Genomic DNA, 17,237 nt, shown 5'->3' with positions numbered 1-17,237 from the left:
GAAAAAAATGGAAAATAAAGAAATTTGGAATGAAAGCAACAGACCTAATTTGGTCAATTCAACTAAGTTATATTTTCAAGATATGTTTGTTGGTGCAAAACGGATGAGTCGTGCTGATTTTTGGTGGGGGTTCTTTGGTATGACACTAGTTGCGGCCGTTTTAATGGGATTATTTGGATGGTTGGTGACCAAAATGCCAGCTACTGACTTCTACTGGAGTGCAGTTTGGTCCATCGCAATGATCATGACATTGGGTTATTATATTATTTCGATTTGGACAGCTTCGATTCGTCGTTTGCATGATAGAAATCTTCGTGGATGGTGGATATTGAGTTTTGTTATTCCTATAATTGGTGAAATTATCATGATAGTTCTGACATGTTTACCTCAGCGTAACGAAAATAACAATTGGGCAAAGTTTGTGGAGGATGATCAATATGTTTAATAAGAACAAAAAAGACAAACGCTTTGAAGTTAGTGTTGAAGAATCAAACGGAGCACATATGATGCAAGTAATTACTGATAAAACCACTGGTGTGCAGTATTTGTTAGGGATGTACACTAATATGGGTTCAGGTATGACTGTGCTTGTGGATAAAGATGGCAAACCGTTGTTAAATCCAGAATATTCGTAACAAAAATAGAACTCGCAATTTGCGAGTTCTATTTAATTTATAAGCACTATAAATGATTATGACTTAAAATTATGTTATAACATGTTATACGAGATTGGAGGTATCGATATGATGAATTTATCTGGTAAAGAGATTAAAGTTAGAAAAGTTGGAAATTCTGAAGGCGTTATTTTACCAAAGGAATTAATTAATGGAAATAAAAGTTATAGAATTTATTCTGATGAAGAGGGTATATTAACACTAATACCTAATAGAAAAAGTGTCTTTGATAATCCAAATTTTGATAAAAAGGATTTTGTTATCCCAAGTGAAGAAGGGCCAACTATATTGGAAAGTGAGTTGAATAATTAGTGTACCCTCAAAAAGGTGATATTATAATGATCGATTTTGATCCACAGCGCGGAAATGAGATAATGAAAGTAAGACCTGCACTTGTAGTATCAAGTTCTAAATATAATAAATACACTAACAGAGTTGCTGTGATGCCAATCACACATGCGAACGATAGAGTTAAAGTTCCTAGTTTGATTAAATATGATGGGAAAAATATTAATGGTTATATTGATACTCTTCAGTTTTATACTTTAGATTATGTTGCTAGAGGATGGAAATATGTTGAACACGTTGATAGTGTAATTATTATAAAAGCTATAAATGCTATTCAAACTGATATTTTGGGTATCTTTGGATAATTAAAAAGAACTCGCAATATTTGCGAGTTCTTTTGTTTACCACCATAATTTAATCAATGCTTGTGTACCATCATTACCTAAGCCTTTTTCGTCGACTAATTTTTCGTATAAGGCTTTTGCCTGCTTGGTAGCTGGTAGGTCTAGATGCATCTTTTCACTCTCATCTAAGGCAATACGCAGATCCTTTAAGAAATGTTTGGAATAGAATCCTGGTTTGAAATCACCATCCAAGACACGTGGTCCATAGTTATCTAGACTCCAGTTATTGGCGCTGCCACCGCTGACCGTCTTCAAGATTGATTTCATATCTAATCCTGCCGCCTTAGCGTAGACGAACATTTCAGTCATACCAGTCATTGTTCCAGCAATCATAATTTGGTTAGCCATTTTGGCGTGTTGTCCTGCTCCGTATGATCCGAAGTAATGATTAGTTTGACCAATGATATCAAAAATTGGAACTAATTCGTCAAATGCTTTTTTGGAACCACCAACCATAATTGTTAATTTGCCATCACGGGCACCGACATCTCCACCAGATACAGGAGCATCTAGAGCTTTGACGTGTACTTTTTCTGCCATTTCACCGATTTCCTTGGCAAGTGTAGGTGTGCTTGTCGTCATATCAACGATGATCTTGCCTTCAGTTAGTCCGGCAAAAATACCATTATCTTTGAAATAGACATCTTTGACATCCTGTGGAAAACCAACCATTGAGAAGATAATGTCTGAATTTTCTGCTACTTCCTGTGGACTACTGAACCATTTAGCACCTTTTTTTAGTAGAGGCTCAGCTTTTGATTCTGTCCGAGTATAAATGTTAAGAGCGTAGTTAGCCTTCAGCAGATTGTTGATAATTCCTGAACCCATAACACCAGTTCCAATAAACCCTAATTTTTGCATAAACAAGAAACCTCCTATAATTTAGTTGTTAGTTTTATTATAGCCCATTAATAATGGTAGGTTTTTGTGTTGGCGTGATATATAATCAGATTTAAGAAGAAAAATGAAGTAGGGGTGATTCCATGGAATTCATCAAAAACTATTATAAAAGTATCTTTGCGGCGGTACTCTATGGGGTGACATCCGCGTTAGGAATCCAATTACTTTTGCAGCCGGCAAAGCTATATACTGCTGGAGTTATGGGTGCTTCACAGTTAATCGTTAACTTAATAGAGCAATTTTCACATACTAATACACAGGTTTATTTCTGGTATGCAATTTTGAATGTTCCTTTGGTCTTGTTATCGTGGTTTAAACTAGGTAAGAAGTTTACTATATTGTCAATGATAGCAATTGTTTCAGCTTCGGTCTTTATCCTCTTTGTACCACTACACCCAATTACTAATGATCCAATGTTGGCATCAATCTTTGGTGGAATTATGACTGGTATTGGTATCGGAGTTTGTTTCAGAGCTGGTTTTTCCACAGGAGGAACTGATATTATTGCTCTAATAGTTCAGAAGAGTACTGGGCGAACGGTTGGCCAAGTTAGTTTTGTAGTTAACGCCTTTATTATTACTATTGCTGGAATTGTCTTTGGTTGGGAATTGGCACTGTACAGTATTGTTTCAATCTATGTATGTAATATGATTGTCGATAAAATGTACTTGCAGCAACAAAAGATCACAGTTGTGGTTTACTCACATAAGGTTGATGAGATGTCTAAAGAATTGATGAAGTCAATCAACCGTGGTATCACACTCGATCATACATTAACTGGTGCCTATTCAGGAGAACCGATTGGATCATTGACGATGGTATTGACTAAATATGAGTTATTCTTCGCAAAGAAGATAATCCTACAAATTGACGAGAATGCTTTTATTAATATCCAACCTACGGTTTCAATTATGGGTAAATTTAATGATAATTAAGTAATTAATGAAGAGTTTTTTGAAGAGCTCTTTGTTGCCGCATCAGAAATTTTATTAAAATAACGTTTAAACAGCTATTGAAATTATGATAAAAAGGAACGATAATTGGGTTGTATGAAAGAGAGCCTCCTAGTGGCTCTTTTTTAATTTCTTTTTTCTTTATTGAGGAGGGATTCATGATGAGATTTGAACAATTAAAACATGATCCAAATACAATTACTGAAAAAATTGGATATAAGTCTGCCAAGAAATGGGTATGTGTGTCTAGCATTGCCTTACTTAGTGGGCTTATTTTGTTAGGTTCTGGTGGAAGTACAGTGAATGCTGCAGGTATTTCTGGTGATAGTGCTGGTAATTCACAGGTTACTTCTGCTAGTGAAGATAAATACGGTCTTGTTACAAGTGAGTCGCAAGATGATCCGAACAATGACTCTAGAGTTGAATGGAATCTGTACGCTATAAATGGTGATAAGAATAATTTGCAGTTACGTATTGGCGATCCGAATAATCCGAATACTCCACAAGAGTTAGAAACATCACAAACTTATGGCCCAAGCTTTTGGAAAGATTATTCAGATAGGATTTCGTCCATTGTTCTTGTTGGTAAGATTAAAGCATCACCTTATCAAGATGGACTTTTTAGTGGCTACAGCAAACTGACTAGTATAAGTGGACTGGAAAATCTTGATACATCTGGTACTTATACTTTTAGAACAATGTTTTCTGATGACCCTGAGCTTAGTAAATTGGATATTTCTTCATTAGATATGTCTAATGTGGCTGTACCTGGTGTTGGTTCTGCAAATGCAATTTTTGGTGGTAGTGGAATTCAATCGCTAACTCTAGGTAAAAAGAGCGTAGTTTATGGAATTACAGATCCACATAAATTTACAAGTGATGGCATTGATTATGAATCCAACGGTTGGACTCGTAGTGATGATCCTAAAAATGTTGTATCTTCAAGTGATTTAACTGCTGATTATAAGCCAGGTAGCACTCACGATGGTGCGGTTACTTGGTTAGCGGCAAATCCCCAACAACTTGAAAAATATTATATTGAGTATGTTGCATCGGATAATCCAGATAAAGTTCTTTATCCAACTGGAGCGGATATTAATAATGTTAAAATAGGCGAAATTGCTAAAGGTGGGACTGTTGATCAGAAAAATATTAAAACGTTGCAAGATATGGACAGATATGTAAAGGGATATACATATAAAACAGCTGAACTAGTTTCTGGTAAGGTTGAAAAAGTTGATGGATCTAATATTGGAGTTGTAAAAGTAAAAGTTGATCCTGTTAAAGATACCAATATAGGTGTGACTATTAATGTTGGTAAGGACAAGCCCATTGATGAATCATATGACTTACCTGTAAATGATCCTAATTATCAGTATAAGGATGTTAGTGTTCCTTCCAATGCTACTCTGAATATGGAAAAATCAACAATATATAACAATTATGGACACATCGTTACGTTTGCCGATTATGTAAAAGAACATTCAGATATTAAAACTGATTTAAATTCCATTATGAAGAGTGCTATGAATAATGATATTGCTATGGTATCACGTGATGTTATTTTACCTGGAGCTACAACTACGACAACAAGAAGGTTCTATGATGAGAATGCTTCAGGCAGAACTGTAATTTCATTTAACGTAGTATACACAAAGAACAGCACCAGTGGTGGCGGTTCAAGTTCTGGTGGAAACAGCAGTAATAACAATAACAATGAAGATAATAATAACCAAACAGGAATAGCAACTAAGAAGAATCAAACTGTTGGTACAACTACTAAGACTGTTAATTTGTACGACAAAAAGGGCAAGTTAGTTACTAACAAAGCCTTAGGTAAAAATACTGGTTGGCTAAGTGATCAAGAATATAAATTAAATGGAAAATTATATTATCGTGTTGCGACCGATGAATACGTTAAAGCAAGTGATGTCTACGTTTATGTAGCTGATAAACGTGTTGTACGTGTTCACAACAATCAATTGGGATATTTGGTCGATTACAAGGGAGACAAGATAACAAACCGTGCATTGAAATCAGATACTGATTGGATTACAGATAAATACACAATTATCAATGGTCAAAAGTACTATCGTGTTGCAACTGACGAATTTGTTTCTGCAGCCGATGTATCATTGATTTAATATTCAGGTAATACGACAAATTGTTGCATTTATTTATAAACAAAACGATAATTGAGTTAATTATGAGAGAGTTTTCATAAACTCTCTTTTAATTTTCTAAAAAACAAGGTTCCTTAGGTTGGGGAGGTATTCATGATGAGGTTTGAACAGTTGAAACGTGATCCGAATACAGTTGTTAAAAAGAAATTGTATAAATCTGGTAGGAAATGGGTAGTCATGTCTAGCATTGCAATTGCTAGTGGAATTGTTTTGTTAGGTTCAGGAGGTGTACCGGTACAGGCTGATAGCGGCAATGGTAGTTCTGTTGTTAGTTCACAGAATGATGATTATGATGAAAGTGATAGAGTAGATGGTGAAAAAGCATCAGATGGTTGGATTACTTATGATTGGGCAGTCTATAAAATCAATCATGATTCTAATCATTTGAAGCTAGTAATAGGTAAAGATGGTACTACATTTTCAAACATTAGTGCGGATGCTACTGATACCACTGAATGGAGTAAATATTCTGCTAATATAACTGAAATTGATGTTATAGGTAAATTGGAGCCTTCTAAAAATTTTATTGGCTGGTTCAGTGATCTGCCTAATCTAAAGGAGATTAAGGGACTTGACAATATAGATACATCTAAAGTGACAAATATGAGTCAATTCTTTCAAGGCGATACTAATTTAACGTCAGTAGATATATCTAGTTGGGATATGTCTGGTGCTACGACTGGAGAAAATTTTGCAAATAGTGGAATAACTTCTATAACTCTCGGGAAGCATAGTGTTTTGAGCGCTAATGATTTGTCAACTACTTATAAAAAAGATAATAAAATATATAAAGTCTCAGGGTGGCAAAATACTAGTGATCCTAGTGACGTATTAACTCCAGAGGGTATGGCAGGTAAATACACTACTGATAACACACAAGACTCCAATATAACATGGACACCAGTTGGTGATGAAGTAGCATCAAGTTATTATATTCAATATGCCGATAAAGATGGGAATCCACTATTTAACGATACTGATACTGTATATCCCGGAGTATTAAATGATGCTTTCAATCTTACTTCACTACAATTGAACCTATCCAACATAGGACATTTAATTGCTGGGTATTCTGCTGATAAGGTTATTAATGAAACAGGGATAGTTACTAAAGATGAGAATGGCAATTTGGTTGCAGTTGTTCGTGTACCAGATATAAAACCAGTAAACATATCAGTATCCCAAAAAATCGGCAATGATGATGCAAAAGATGTATCATTCACAATTCCTGTTAACGATACTGCATACAAATACACCGATATTAATGATCCATCGAATTCAAAAATTGACCTAGATAAATCAACCATCAAAGTTGGCGATAAAGATGCTGTTTCGTTCAAGGATTACAATTCTGGAACAGATCTTAATTCGATTCTTTCAAAAGCAATTGATAGTTTGAAGAATAGTTCAGGTGTTCTTGGTGATAGTTATGGCGGTCAAACTCCAATAACTGTTAATGCAGTCTACACAAAGAACAGCACCAGTGGTGGTGGCTCAAGTTCTGGTGGAAACAGCAGTAACAATAATAACAATGAAGATAATAATTCTGACGACAACAATGGTACTGTTACTAAATTAAAACAAACCGTTGGAACAACTACTAAGACTGTTAATTTGTACGACAGAAAGGGCAAGTTAGTTACTAACAGAGCCTTAGGCAAAAATACCGGTTGGCTCAGTGATCAAGAATACAAGCTAAATGGAACGCTATATTACCGTGTTGCAACCGATGAATACGTTAAAGTCAGTGATGTCTATGTTTATGTAGCTGATAAACGTGTTGTACATGTTCACAATAATCAATTAGGATATTTGGTCGATTACAAGGGAGATAAGATAACAAACCGTGCATTGAAATCAGATACTGATTGGGTTACGGATAAATATACAATGATCAATGGTCAAAAGTACTATCGTGTTGCAATTAACGAATTTGTTTCAGCTGCCGATGTATCATTGATTTAGCGCAAAAAAAGGAAGCCATTAAGAGGCTTCCTTTTGTCTATTCTAGTTGAAGGCACTGTTGATTGGTGTATCTCCACTAGCAATATTGTATTCTTTTCCGATTGTGTTAGGATTCTTGATAATTGCGGCCAATGATTTGGCAACGTCGATTCTTGGAATACTGCCTGACTCATCGTCACTAAGTAATTTAACATTTCCAGTTGTTTCATCATCAGTTAGGGCACCTGGATGAATAATTGTATAATCCAAATCGGTTCCACGAAGGTGTTCATCAGCGTAGTGTTTAGCAATCATGTATGGTTTGATACCAGAAGCATCCCACTTATCACGATTGTCACTGAAGATCGAACTTACCATAATGTAACGCTTGATTCCAAGAGATTCAGCAACCATCATTGTTTTGACAGCACCGTCAAGGTCAATTTGAAGTGTCATGTCATATCCAGCACCACCGGCACCAGCTGAGAAGACAATAACATCAGCGCCTGAATCCTTGATCGACTTGTGAATATCCTCAAGTGAAGCAGTTAAGTCGATGAATTGAGTAGGGATGTTATTCGCTTCGAAGGCATCGATTTGTTTCTGACTACGTAGACCAGCGACAAAATCGATGTTGTTAGATTGTAATTCGCCAATTAGTAGATGCCCAACTTTTCCGTGGGCACCAATTATTAGGACTTTCATTGATATAATTCCTCCTTTTGATATGTTACCGTTAAACTAACCATACCAATATTAATTATATTTTGCCACTGATATGAATTTGTCTATAATATTAAGTAACGCAGAGGGAGGTTATACTATATTGAAAATATTAGGAATCCTAGCATCTCATCAAGAACATGGTATTAATGCTAAGTTGTTAGATGCCGTTCTGAGTAACGTTGATTCAGGGGTGGAAACTGAAACTATTTTTTTGGAAGACTATGATATTACTCCACATAAGTATCATGAGAAGAATGCAGTACTTGATGAGTTTTCTGAGAAATTAGCAGAAAGCGACGTTTGGGTCTTTGCGGCACCGACTTATTGGCGGGAACTGTCTGGAGTGTTGAAGAACTTCTTTGATTGTATGCGTCCAAAGTTTGTTTACTTCAAACAAAACGGAGACACTATCCCAGGACAATTCAAAGATAAGCACTACTTAAGTATCACATCTTGTTACGTTAGTACACTAGAGAACTTCATAACTGGTGTTACGGATGAAAGCTTCAAGACTATTGATCGAGTAATGTCTGCATCAGGTGTGATTAAAGTTGGAGAGATAGTTCTACCAGGAACATTTGGAATGAAAGAAATACCTGATAGTAAGTTAAAGTTGTGTGCTAAATACGGACACAAAATCTCTCAACGCAAACGAAAGGACGATTCGACTTTGAAAAGATATATACAGTTATTCTTTATGATTGCCGTGATGGCTCTGATTACTATGGGAATCCAATTACCTCTAAAGCAAGTTATGCCTGCTAATTTTTGGACTGATTATATAAGCTTTACGATTATTTTCTTTGTATTATTGGGAGCTATTTTGCATTTTGTAACATTTGTCAAACATCGTAGAAGATAATGATTAAAGGTTTCTTATAGACCGCTAACTCAATATAGTTGGCGGTCTATTTTTTTATAAATGTTTTAACACTATATATGATATGAATATATAGTTTTTATTTTATACCAATTGCTGTAAGAAAAGATTATCTAAATTGGGATAGACCGTAGCGTATTTGTGATATTATAATATTTATATATATAAATTATCGTTTTTATGCTGAGGGGATATAGTATGCAAAGGGGTTTGAATTATAGAATAATATACATGTGTCAGATAGTATTAGGAACTTTAATTAGTGTAAGTCTTATTTTGTGTGGTCAATTTTTGGTGGCAAGAGCTGATACTAGTTCCGATATGCAGCAAGTATTGAATCAAAATGCGACTGCAACAATGGGAGATGTAAAAAATAATAATATTATGCCGCTAGCGGTTTCTGAATCGACGATAACTCACAGCGGTGTAGATGGTACCGCTAATTGGGATATTGATAGTGATGGATTGTTGACGATTCATGCTGGAGTTCTTGCCAGTGGGATTGGTAATTGGAGCACATATAGTAACCTTGTAAAGAAAGTTTACGTTGATCCTGGAGTGGCCTATCCGAATGTCACTACTGATCTTTCAGATGCAGGACTTTTTTCCGGTTTGTCAAATGTAACTAGTATCGACGCAACCAATTTGGATGTTTCTAATGCGCACAGTCTTTATCAGATGTTTCGAATGGACTTTGACTTGAAAGAAATAATTGGTTTGGATAAATGGGATACCGCTAATGTGTCAAATATGAGTGGGATGTTCGCCAACGATTCGTCCCTAACCAGTTTGAATTTATCCCATTTTGACACATCAAGTGTAGATAATATGTCTAGTATGTTTTATCGAGACAATTCCCTAACAAGCATAAATTTATCCAACTTTGATACATCCCGAGTTACAAGTATGATGAGTATGTTTGCTGAATGTACTTCACTAGTTGATCTAGATGTATCTAGTTTCAATACAGCAGGCGTTGGGAATATGAGCTTTATGTTCGAAGGTGTAGGTGGTACTATAAATGGATTAGACCACTTTATAACTTCAAAAGTTAGCGATTTATCATATACTTTTAGTCGAGTTGACTTTACTAAGACGGACCCTGAAGATATAGCTTTTTGGGACACTTCGCAAGTAGGAAATATGAATTTCACTTTTGAAGGTGCCACATTTAATTCATTGAATTTAAGTAGTTGGAATTTTTCACAGGTTGGAAGCATGTCACATATGTTTGCGGATAGTATAGGAAACATTGATCAAATTAAAGGTATAGCTGATTGGAATATTTCAATCGTTACTGACATGTCTTCGATGTTCCAGGGTGCATCCACTAATAGTTTGACATCAATTGCTAATTGGGATGTTTCTAAAGTTACTAATATGTCAAGTATGTTTTCTAATTGTAGTAATTTGGCGTCACTGGACTTGTCAAATTGGCACACTCCATCACTGGAAGGTGTTGATGGTATGTTTTCTGGGGCAAAATTACTTGATGAAAACAATCTTAAAGGTTATCAGACCCTAGTAACTAATAAAGTTCAGAATATGTCGAATATGTTCGCATCTACTCATTTTGGAACCATTGACTTATCCAAGTACGATACTTCTAAAGTAAAAAGCTTCAATGGCCTTTTTTATGGTGATACTAATTTGAAAAGAATTATTGGTGATAAAATTGATACTAGTTCCTTAAAAGATATGTCTAGTATGTTTTCAGGTGCGGGTAACGCTGCAAGTGACTTCCATGATATCAGTAATTGGGATACCTCCCAAGTTGAGAATATGCAAGCTGCTTTTCGCGGATCGTATATCACTAATTTTGATTTTCTCAAAAATTGGAATGTGTCAAATGTTAAGAATTTAGATTCAACGTTTAGCGACGTTTCTGCCGAGAGTTTGCCTATCAGTAGTTGGAACGTCTCTAATGTTACGAATATGAATAGTACTTTTGCTGGCACGATAGTGTTGAATGATTTGCCTATACAAGATTGGAATGTTTCTAACGTTACAGATATGCAAAGTGCGTTTTCTGGGTCTGGTCTTGAAAATTTGAATTTGGGCAATTGGAATACTGAGAAGGTTTCGAGTTTTTATCGAGTATTTAATAATATGCAAAGTCTTGAATCTATAGATTTATCTCATTTTGATACAACTGCTGCCAAGAATATTCAGTCTATGTTTGGTGGTAATCCAGATCTCTGGAAGATTACTTTAGGTCCCAAGACAGTTTTGAATGATGGTGTATCTTTGCACGATCCTAAATCAGGAACTGCAATTAATGATGAATCAACTTCTGATCGATATTCAGCTATAAGTGATAAGTGGCAAGAAGTTGATCCGGCAAATGGTGGTACTGATCATAACCCAGTTGGTGATTTGATGTCGATAAGTAATATAATCAGTAAATTTTCGACAACTGGCAATCCTGTTACTACCTATGTATGGCAGCAACATACCAAAATCAATATGAAGATGTCAGTTCCTGACATTGATTTTGGAGTAGCAACCAAATATTCAGGTTTAGTAACACGTAAGGGAGACCTTTCAGTGAATATTGAGAATAATAGTTATCCAACTGACTCGATACCATCTAAACTAGAAGTCTCGATGGAGAAACCATTGACTGACGTTTTGGATTCTTCAAAAGTTCTTTCTAATGTTTTAGTTTATAAAGGAAAGAATAATATTGAGAAAATTTTGTCCCCTACAGATACTGAAGTTTATTCTGGTGATATTAATAATGGTTCTAATGTCATATCGTGGGATAGTGGTCATGGTATTTTGTTAGATATGAATAATGATAAACAAGCTGAAGATGGTAATTACTCCACGGTCTTAACTTGGACATTAACTAATAGTATTTAGAGTATAAAAAAAGTCGACTATTTCTAGTCGGCTTTTTGTTTAGCTCATTTGATCTACTTGATCTAATACTTTGTCATAATTTGGCTCGTTAGTTTGAACTTTTAAAATTTCTGAGTAAAGAATTTGTTTATTTGTGTCCACAACCCAAACGGAACGTGCTAAAATACCTAAATCGGGAATTAATAAGTTGGATTTTTTACCGAAGTCTTGGTTAACGTCTGACAACATCTTCATGTTTTCGACACCTTCAGCTGCGCACCAGTGTGACTGTTCCTCAACTGTATTCTTTGAGATAGTTACGAAGTTGATTTCACCATGTCCACCAACTTCCGTATTGAAGTGTTTTGTTTGAATACTACATACACTAGTGTTAATGTCAGGTACAACACTGATTAGCAGTGGTTTATCAAGCAAGCTGTCGAGCGTAACCTTGTTGCCATCCTTGTCGAGTACAGTGAAGTCAGGGAATTGGTCACCTACAATCATAGGAGTACCAATAGTAGTAACTGTGTTACCTTTGAAATCTAAGTCCATAAAAATTCACACCTTTCCGATAGTTTACGTGTTAATAATTCCATTATAGTTTAAAATGGATTGAAGTCCTAAGAATAAGATTGAGGGTATTGTTTTGGGGAAAAACTTGATTTACAAACGCAGATCGATTCGTTCATTTAGTGATGAAGAAGTATCTGATAGTTTAATAGAAGAAATAATTAAAGATGCAAGTCATGCACCTTCGTGGCAGAACTCACAACCATGGCATGTTTATGTGGCTAAAGATGGAGTTCTAGAGCGAATTAAAGCTGAATATAAAAATGCACACAAGAATAATCTTCCTAGTGAACCAGACTTAACTACACCACATCGTGCTAATCGTTCAGAATTATCACTGGCTAATATTGACCATTGGGGTGATTCCGTTAGGGATGCAGTTGGTTCAGAAGGAACTGCTGATGAAGAATTTCAAGATGCAAGAGCCGACTTGTACCATGCACCAGCCATTGCATTTTTGACTGCCAGCAACAAGGCAAGTGAATTTACACTGTTTGATTTAGGTGCCTTTGGTCAGACATTAATGTTATCTGCGGCCAGCTGGGGAATTGGCACTATTCCTGCATATAGTTTGGTAACTTATCCAGATATTTTGAAGAAGGAATTGTTGATACCGGACAATCAAGAATTGGTTGTGGGTATTGCCATGGGTTATCCAGATGATAGTAAGTTGAATTGCATTAAGACTGATCGTACTGATGTTAAGAATATATTGGACATAAGAAAATAAAATGTTTAAGTTTACAAGTTTTTGATGAATGATTATCTATAGATGACGAGGTGATATTTTGGAAGAAATGTATGGAGAATATAAAGTTAGAAAAAATGGTAATTCATTAATTATAACTGTTCCTAAACAAGCCGGATTTGTAGAGAATCAAAAATTACGAGTTGTTAAAGAAGAAGATGGTAGCTTGAATTATGAACCCATCGAGGATAATCCGTGGTTTTCAGGAAAATTCGATAATATTGATTTTGAAGAAATGAAAGATGCAATGGATATACCAATGGATGGTGGTACTCCCATTGGTAAAGAGAATATATAATACTTAAATTATGAGGGTAAAATATTGAAGATTGAACAAGTCTCTATCATATATAGATTTTGAGCCTCATTCTTGTCATGAATATGGAGGTCATAATCCAGATTCAGGAAATATAAGACGTCCGATGGTTGTATTGTCGAACAGTATTTATAATAAAAAGACGGGTTTAGTGATAGGACTTGCAATTACATCTGCATCTAAAAAATTTCAAGATAATCCATTAATGGTCCCTATAATGGATCAAAAAAGTGGAATTCATGGATATGTTTCTACAATCAATTTATCAGGTTTTGATTTTAAGTCTAAAAATGGTCAGATTGTAGGTAAAGTTAATAATAAAATGCTAAAAAAATTAATGTTGGCAGTTAATAATATTTTATCCGTTGAATGAAAAAGGCAACAATTTATGTAAATAAAATGGCTTCTGCACTTTTTTTAGTGTAGAAGCCATTTTCTTACTCCAGCATTTTCTTAATGACAGGAATCTTACCAAGTTCACCGATTTGATTACCTGATACGACAACTGTATTAGTAGAAGAATTAGCTAATTCTTTGAATGCTTCAATGCTTTGGTTCTCGAAGTAGCCATCTTTTGCCTCATCTAGAATCTTATTCATTTGTGAGATACGATAGTTTTCAGCATCTGCACGAGTGCGTGTTGCCTTGGCTTGTGCTTCAGCTGTCGCAATCAAGGCATCATTCTTAGCTTTGGTAGTGAGTTCGATACTTTTTGCTTCACCTTCAGCCTTGGCAATGGCCGCAATACGCTCACGGTCAGCTTTCAATTGCTTATCCATTGAATCTTGAATTGAAGTGGATGGCTTCAACTCATCGATATTAATACGATCAACATTGATACCGTAGGTGTTAGTTAGATCTCCAATTGCGGAAGCGAGCTCTTGGTTGATCTTAGAAGTGGAGCCGAGAGCTTCATTCAGATTCATTCTACCTATAATATCACGCAAGTGACCACGAACTAGTTGCGACATTGACTCTACGGAGTCGGTATTTTCATATTTATACTTCACAGCGTCAGTTGTGTGGTAATTTAATGTCAAACTAGCACGAACTTCGGCGTTATCTTTGGTAATAATAGAATAATCAGGAAGTCTTAATGGGTTCATTGCCAAACTAACTGAGTAGATTCTTTCTATTATAGGTATATAGAAGTGTAGACCTGCATCGACACTGTGGTGGTATTTACCCAATAACTCCACCAGACCTTTGTGATTTTGATGAACTATTTTTATCCCAAACATTATGATCCATCCTTTGTTATTTTATTTGTTGCAAGGTGAGGATATTACCGGTTGCTTCAAGTATTGTATATAAACCTGCAGGATCAACTGGAGTGGAGTCGGAAATTATGTAGCGATAGTAAATACCGCTGACATTAACCAATCCACTGTCTGTTAGAATTTCACTCCCTTTGATTGTTTGTCCTACAAATTGGCGGTTCTCGAAGGTAGTTTCTTTTGTGTTCTGTTGTAAAAGATGCACAATATACTTATTAACACTTCGATTATCAGCTTCAGCTTTTTTAGCGACTTTTTGGTAGAGATCCTCGTCTAGTCTTAACAAAAACTTTTTCTCTGCCATATCTGTATGATATCACTTTGATATAATTAGTGTTAACAAAATCAATTAATTGAGGAAGATCAAATGCATCTAGTTGGGAATAAAGTAGTAATACGTAATTTTGAAGAGAAGGATTTCGATTCCTTCTATAGTTTAGTTAAGAATAAACGTAATCATGAACTGTCAGGGATGGAGTATACCGTTGATATTAATGAAGCCAAGCACATTTTTAATCGGTATTTGAAACTAAAAACTTCCTATTGTATATCTTTAAAAGAAAACTCACTGATGGTTGGGATAATCGAATTAAATGAACGTGGTGTGACAGGTGGTTTGGAATCTACCAGAGAACTGGGCTTTATAATAGAAGAAAAATATCGTCAACAACATCTAGCTAGTGAGGCAGTTGAGTTGATGATCAAGTATGGTTTTGAGGATTTAAAGCTGACAGAACTATGGGCTGCAGCAGAAAAACACAATATTGCCCCACAAAAACTACTTGTCAAACATAATTTCAAGTATATTTACGAAGTAAATCAGGATTTCAGCCTGTTGGACAATAGTGATGATCTGCTTGAGTACTACTTACTCAAGCCATAGTTTCATTTCTCGTAAGAATTTCTTAACAAATCCGAACTTGTGGGAAGAAAATAGATGATAAACTAGTAATCGGTAAGGAGATAATAGACTGATTTTGATGAGAGGTTTTTCGATATGAAAAAAAGACAAAGAACTAGAAAAAGTCTTTCATTGAAAAAGCGAATAGTCGGTTATTTTGCAATTGCCGTAATTGTTCTAGGAGTTGTTGGCGGATTCAGTATTAACCATGTTATCGCTGAGTCTACTAATAACTCTGGGGGCGTAGCTAGATCAGAAGCCGTTGTTGCCAACAAAGGTAGCGACGATAGTCCGGGTGCTTCAGATGCCCATGTTTTAGTAACAGATGATAACACGGGTGATAGTACAGGTCCTACAGTTAAAGATGTAGGTTATACCCCATCGGTAAATGTGAATAACATGTCATCTTATCCGCAAACGGGAGATGCGCACGAGTATGGATATGTTATTATGGGCTTTTCAATTTTGATTGGTCTGTTCGCTTTTTATATGAAGAAGTTCCACCGTTTCACCACTGATTAAGAGTTACAAAAAAGTTCAGATTTCGAAAATACACTTTACAAAATCTGAAGTGTACAAGATGAAAAATCTGATAACATAGTAACCGTAATCAAGAAGAACTTAAAAAAATAATTTTTATATCAGGGAGGATATAAACATGAAATTATCAAAAAACGTATTAGTAGGTAGCTTAGCTTCAGCAGGTATGGTATTAGGATTGGTTGCACCAGCAACAACAGCATTCGCTGCAACAGGTTCAGCTAGTGTACAAGATGATGGTACAATCAAAGCTGAAAGCACAACAGGTTCATTAAATAAATCAGGATATTTAGCAATTGCTGATTGGAATGGTAACAAGGACACAACAACAAATGCAACTGCAGAATCAAATGTAAACGTAGATGTTGTATCAGGTCTTCTACTACTTAAACAAGTTCCAGACTTTGGATTCGGTGCAGTTTCAGCAGGTGATACAGAAGCAAAGCTTGTTGATAACTTAAAGGGTAACGGTTTAGCAGAAGATGGTAATGAATCAGGATACTTAACAGTCCTTGATACACGTACAGCACCAACAGGATTTACTCTTAATGCTAAGTTGTCACCATTCGAAACAACTGAAAATGATGCAACAACTGGTAAACCAGTAAGTAACAGTAAGTTTGTTATGACACTTAACCAAACACCTGTATTAGGTAATGATGGTCAAACTGCTGCTGCAGAAGGTCAATCAACTAAGGCTATGACACAACAAGCAATTCTACAATCAGATGGTTCAAATACACCAAATGTTATGGACTTTGCTGCAAATACATATAAGTTAGGTACATTAAGATCACAATTCAACGGTGCAGATGATGCAACATTGAATGTTCCAGCAGACGCTGCTCAAAGTGGTAAATCATCAACTTCATATGTATCAACAATTACATGGACATTGGCAGCTACACCTGTAACTGACGGCGGTAACGGTGCTGCATAATTAAGACAATTAAAGTATTGATAGTTTATTTAAAAGAGTCTGGGACAAAACTAATATCTCAGATAATATTTAGTAGAAATAACTGATATACGGTTATTTCTACTATTTTTTTGCCATTTTAAATGGAATTGGTTAGGTATTTTCGC

The 17,237-nt window shown here is 35.5% G+C and carries 20 protein-coding genes; 15 read left to right on the top strand and 5 right to left on the bottom strand.

Annotated features, from left to right (window positions below; all coding sequences use genetic code 11):
- Positions 1–7 precede the first annotated feature (7 nt).
- The 4 genes from EKM79_RS03485 to EKM79_RS03470 all read left to right on the top strand — a co-directional run bounded on the left by EKM79_RS03485 (position 8) and on the right by EKM79_RS03470 (position 1,327).
- Entirely contained in the window at positions 8–445 is a 438-nt protein-coding gene (locus tag EKM79_RS03485) for a DUF805 domain-containing protein (protein ID WP_125565933.1), read from the top strand.
- Positions 438–635 carry a DUF6440 family protein gene (locus tag EKM79_RS03480; RefSeq protein ID WP_125565931.1) on the top strand — a complete coding sequence of 66 codons (198 nt, stop codon included), beginning with the start codon at positions 438–440 and terminating at the stop codon, positions 633–635. The genes EKM79_RS03485 and EKM79_RS03480 overlap by 8 nt, the downstream gene beginning before the upstream one ends.
- A gap of 108 nt (positions 636–743) precedes the next feature.
- Positions 744–986, top strand: coding sequence for an AbrB/MazE/SpoVT family DNA-binding domain-containing protein (locus EKM79_RS03475; protein WP_125565929.1), 243 nt, complete (start codon positions 744–746; stop codon positions 984–986).
- The gene (locus EKM79_RS03470; protein ID WP_281273202.1) at positions 986–1,327 is read left to right on the top strand and encodes a type II toxin-antitoxin system PemK/MazF family toxin; all 342 of its coding nucleotides are present in this window, start codon (positions 986–988) and stop codon (positions 1,325–1,327) included. The genes EKM79_RS03475 and EKM79_RS03470 overlap by 1 nt, the downstream gene beginning before the upstream one ends.
- Positions 1,328–1,363: 36 nt before the next feature.
- Here the strand turns inward: EKM79_RS03470 and EKM79_RS03465 are convergent, their stop codons facing one another.
- Positions 1,364–2,227, bottom strand: coding sequence for an NAD(P)-dependent oxidoreductase (locus EKM79_RS03465; RefSeq protein ID WP_125565925.1), 864 nt, complete (start codon positions 2,225–2,227; stop codon positions 1,364–1,366).
- A gap of 122 nt (positions 2,228–2,349) precedes the next feature.
- Between EKM79_RS03465 and EKM79_RS03460 the strand changes: the two genes are divergently transcribed.
- The 3 genes from EKM79_RS03460 to EKM79_RS03450 all read left to right on the top strand — a co-directional run bounded on the left by EKM79_RS03460 (position 2,350) and on the right by EKM79_RS03450 (position 7,367).
- Positions 2,350–3,201, top strand: a complete 852-nt coding sequence (locus EKM79_RS03460) for a YitT family protein (protein ID WP_125565923.1) — start codon at positions 2,350–2,352, stop codon at positions 3,199–3,201.
- Between the two features lie 176 nt (positions 3,202–3,377).
- Complete coding sequence (locus EKM79_RS03455) at positions 3,378–5,363, top strand: SLAP domain-containing protein (protein WP_125565921.1); 1,986 nt, start codon at positions 3,378–3,380, stop codon at positions 5,361–5,363.
- Positions 5,364–5,495: 132 nt separating this feature from the next.
- A complete protein-coding gene (locus tag EKM79_RS03450) occupies positions 5,496–7,367 on the top strand; it encodes an SLAP domain-containing protein (protein WP_125565919.1) in 1,872 nt (623 codons plus the stop codon).
- Between the two features lie 42 nt (positions 7,368–7,409).
- On the opposite strand, the gene EKM79_RS03445 is transcribed toward EKM79_RS03450, so the two are convergent.
- Positions 7,410–8,051, bottom strand: coding sequence for an SDR family oxidoreductase (locus EKM79_RS03445; RefSeq protein WP_125565917.1), 642 nt, complete (start codon positions 8,049–8,051; stop codon positions 7,410–7,412).
- A gap of 121 nt (positions 8,052–8,172) precedes the next feature.
- Between EKM79_RS03445 and EKM79_RS03440 the strand changes: the two genes are divergently transcribed.
- The gene (locus EKM79_RS03440) at positions 8,173–8,934 is read left to right on the top strand and encodes a flavodoxin family protein (RefSeq protein ID WP_125565915.1); all 762 of its coding nucleotides are present in this window, start codon (positions 8,173–8,175) and stop codon (positions 8,932–8,934) included.
- Between the two features lie 216 nt (positions 8,935–9,150).
- Positions 9,151–11,817 (top strand): BspA family leucine-rich repeat surface protein, encoded by a 2,667-nt coding sequence (locus EKM79_RS03435; RefSeq protein ID WP_164505990.1) that lies wholly within the window; start codon positions 9,151–9,153, stop codon positions 11,815–11,817.
- 39 nt (positions 11,818–11,856) lie between these two features.
- On the opposite strand, the gene tpx is transcribed toward EKM79_RS03435, so the two are convergent.
- On the bottom strand, positions 11,857–12,351 hold the full coding sequence (gene tpx / locus EKM79_RS03430) for a thiol peroxidase (RefSeq protein WP_125565911.1): 495 nt from the start codon (positions 12,349–12,351) through the stop codon (positions 11,857–11,859).
- Between the two features lie 106 nt (positions 12,352–12,457).
- On the opposite strand from tpx, the gene EKM79_RS03425 reads away from it, so the two are divergent.
- The 3 genes from EKM79_RS03425 to EKM79_RS03415 are packed head-to-tail and all read left to right on the top strand — an operon-like array spanning position 12,458 to position 13,806.
- Positions 12,458–13,099: a nitroreductase gene (locus EKM79_RS03425; RefSeq protein ID WP_164505989.1), complete on the top strand. Its 642-nt coding sequence runs from the start codon at positions 12,458–12,460 to the stop codon at positions 13,097–13,099.
- Positions 13,100–13,157: 58 nt separating this feature from the next.
- On the top strand, positions 13,158–13,415 hold the full coding sequence (locus EKM79_RS03420) for an AbrB/MazE/SpoVT family DNA-binding domain-containing protein (RefSeq protein WP_125565908.1): 258 nt from the start codon (positions 13,158–13,160) through the stop codon (positions 13,413–13,415).
- Between the two features lie 31 nt (positions 13,416–13,446).
- Positions 13,447–13,806 (top strand): type II toxin-antitoxin system PemK/MazF family toxin, encoded by a 360-nt coding sequence (locus EKM79_RS03415; RefSeq protein ID WP_125565906.1) that lies wholly within the window; start codon positions 13,447–13,449, stop codon positions 13,804–13,806.
- 64 nt (positions 13,807–13,870) lie between these two features.
- Here EKM79_RS03415 and EKM79_RS03410 read toward each other — a convergent pair whose 3' ends face one another.
- Positions 13,871–14,674, bottom strand: coding sequence for an SPFH domain-containing protein (locus tag EKM79_RS03410; RefSeq protein ID WP_125565905.1), 804 nt, complete (start codon positions 14,672–14,674; stop codon positions 13,871–13,873).
- Between the two features lie 16 nt (positions 14,675–14,690).
- Positions 14,691–15,014 carry a type II toxin-antitoxin system antitoxin gene (locus EKM79_RS03405; protein WP_125565903.1) on the bottom strand — a complete coding sequence of 108 codons (324 nt, stop codon included), beginning with the start codon at positions 15,012–15,014 and terminating at the stop codon, positions 14,691–14,693.
- A 63-nt stretch (positions 15,015–15,077) separates the two neighbouring features.
- Between EKM79_RS03405 and EKM79_RS03400 the strand changes: the two genes are divergently transcribed.
- The 3 genes from EKM79_RS03400 to EKM79_RS03390 all read left to right on the top strand — a co-directional run bounded on the left by EKM79_RS03400 (position 15,078) and on the right by EKM79_RS03390 (position 17,091).
- Positions 15,078–15,593: a GNAT family N-acetyltransferase gene (locus EKM79_RS03400; RefSeq protein ID WP_125565901.1), complete on the top strand. Its 516-nt coding sequence runs from the start codon at positions 15,078–15,080 to the stop codon at positions 15,591–15,593.
- 114 nt (positions 15,594–15,707) lie between these two features.
- Positions 15,708–16,133 carry an LPXTG cell wall anchor domain-containing protein gene (locus EKM79_RS03395; protein WP_125565899.1) on the top strand — a complete coding sequence of 142 codons (426 nt, stop codon included), beginning with the start codon at positions 15,708–15,710 and terminating at the stop codon, positions 16,131–16,133.
- 136 nt (positions 16,134–16,269) lie between these two features.
- Entirely contained in the window at positions 16,270–17,091 is an 822-nt protein-coding gene (locus EKM79_RS03390) for a WxL domain-containing protein (protein ID WP_125565897.1), read from the top strand.
- Positions 17,092–17,237 lie beyond the last annotated feature (146 nt).

It is taken from the genome of Companilactobacillus insicii (assembly GCF_003946015.1).
GTDB classification, from domain to species: domain Bacteria; phylum Bacillota; class Bacilli; order Lactobacillales; family Lactobacillaceae; genus Companilactobacillus; species Companilactobacillus insicii.
The sequence above is the reverse complement of the archived record's forward strand: the minus strand, read 5'-3'. Positions and strand labels throughout refer to the sequence as shown.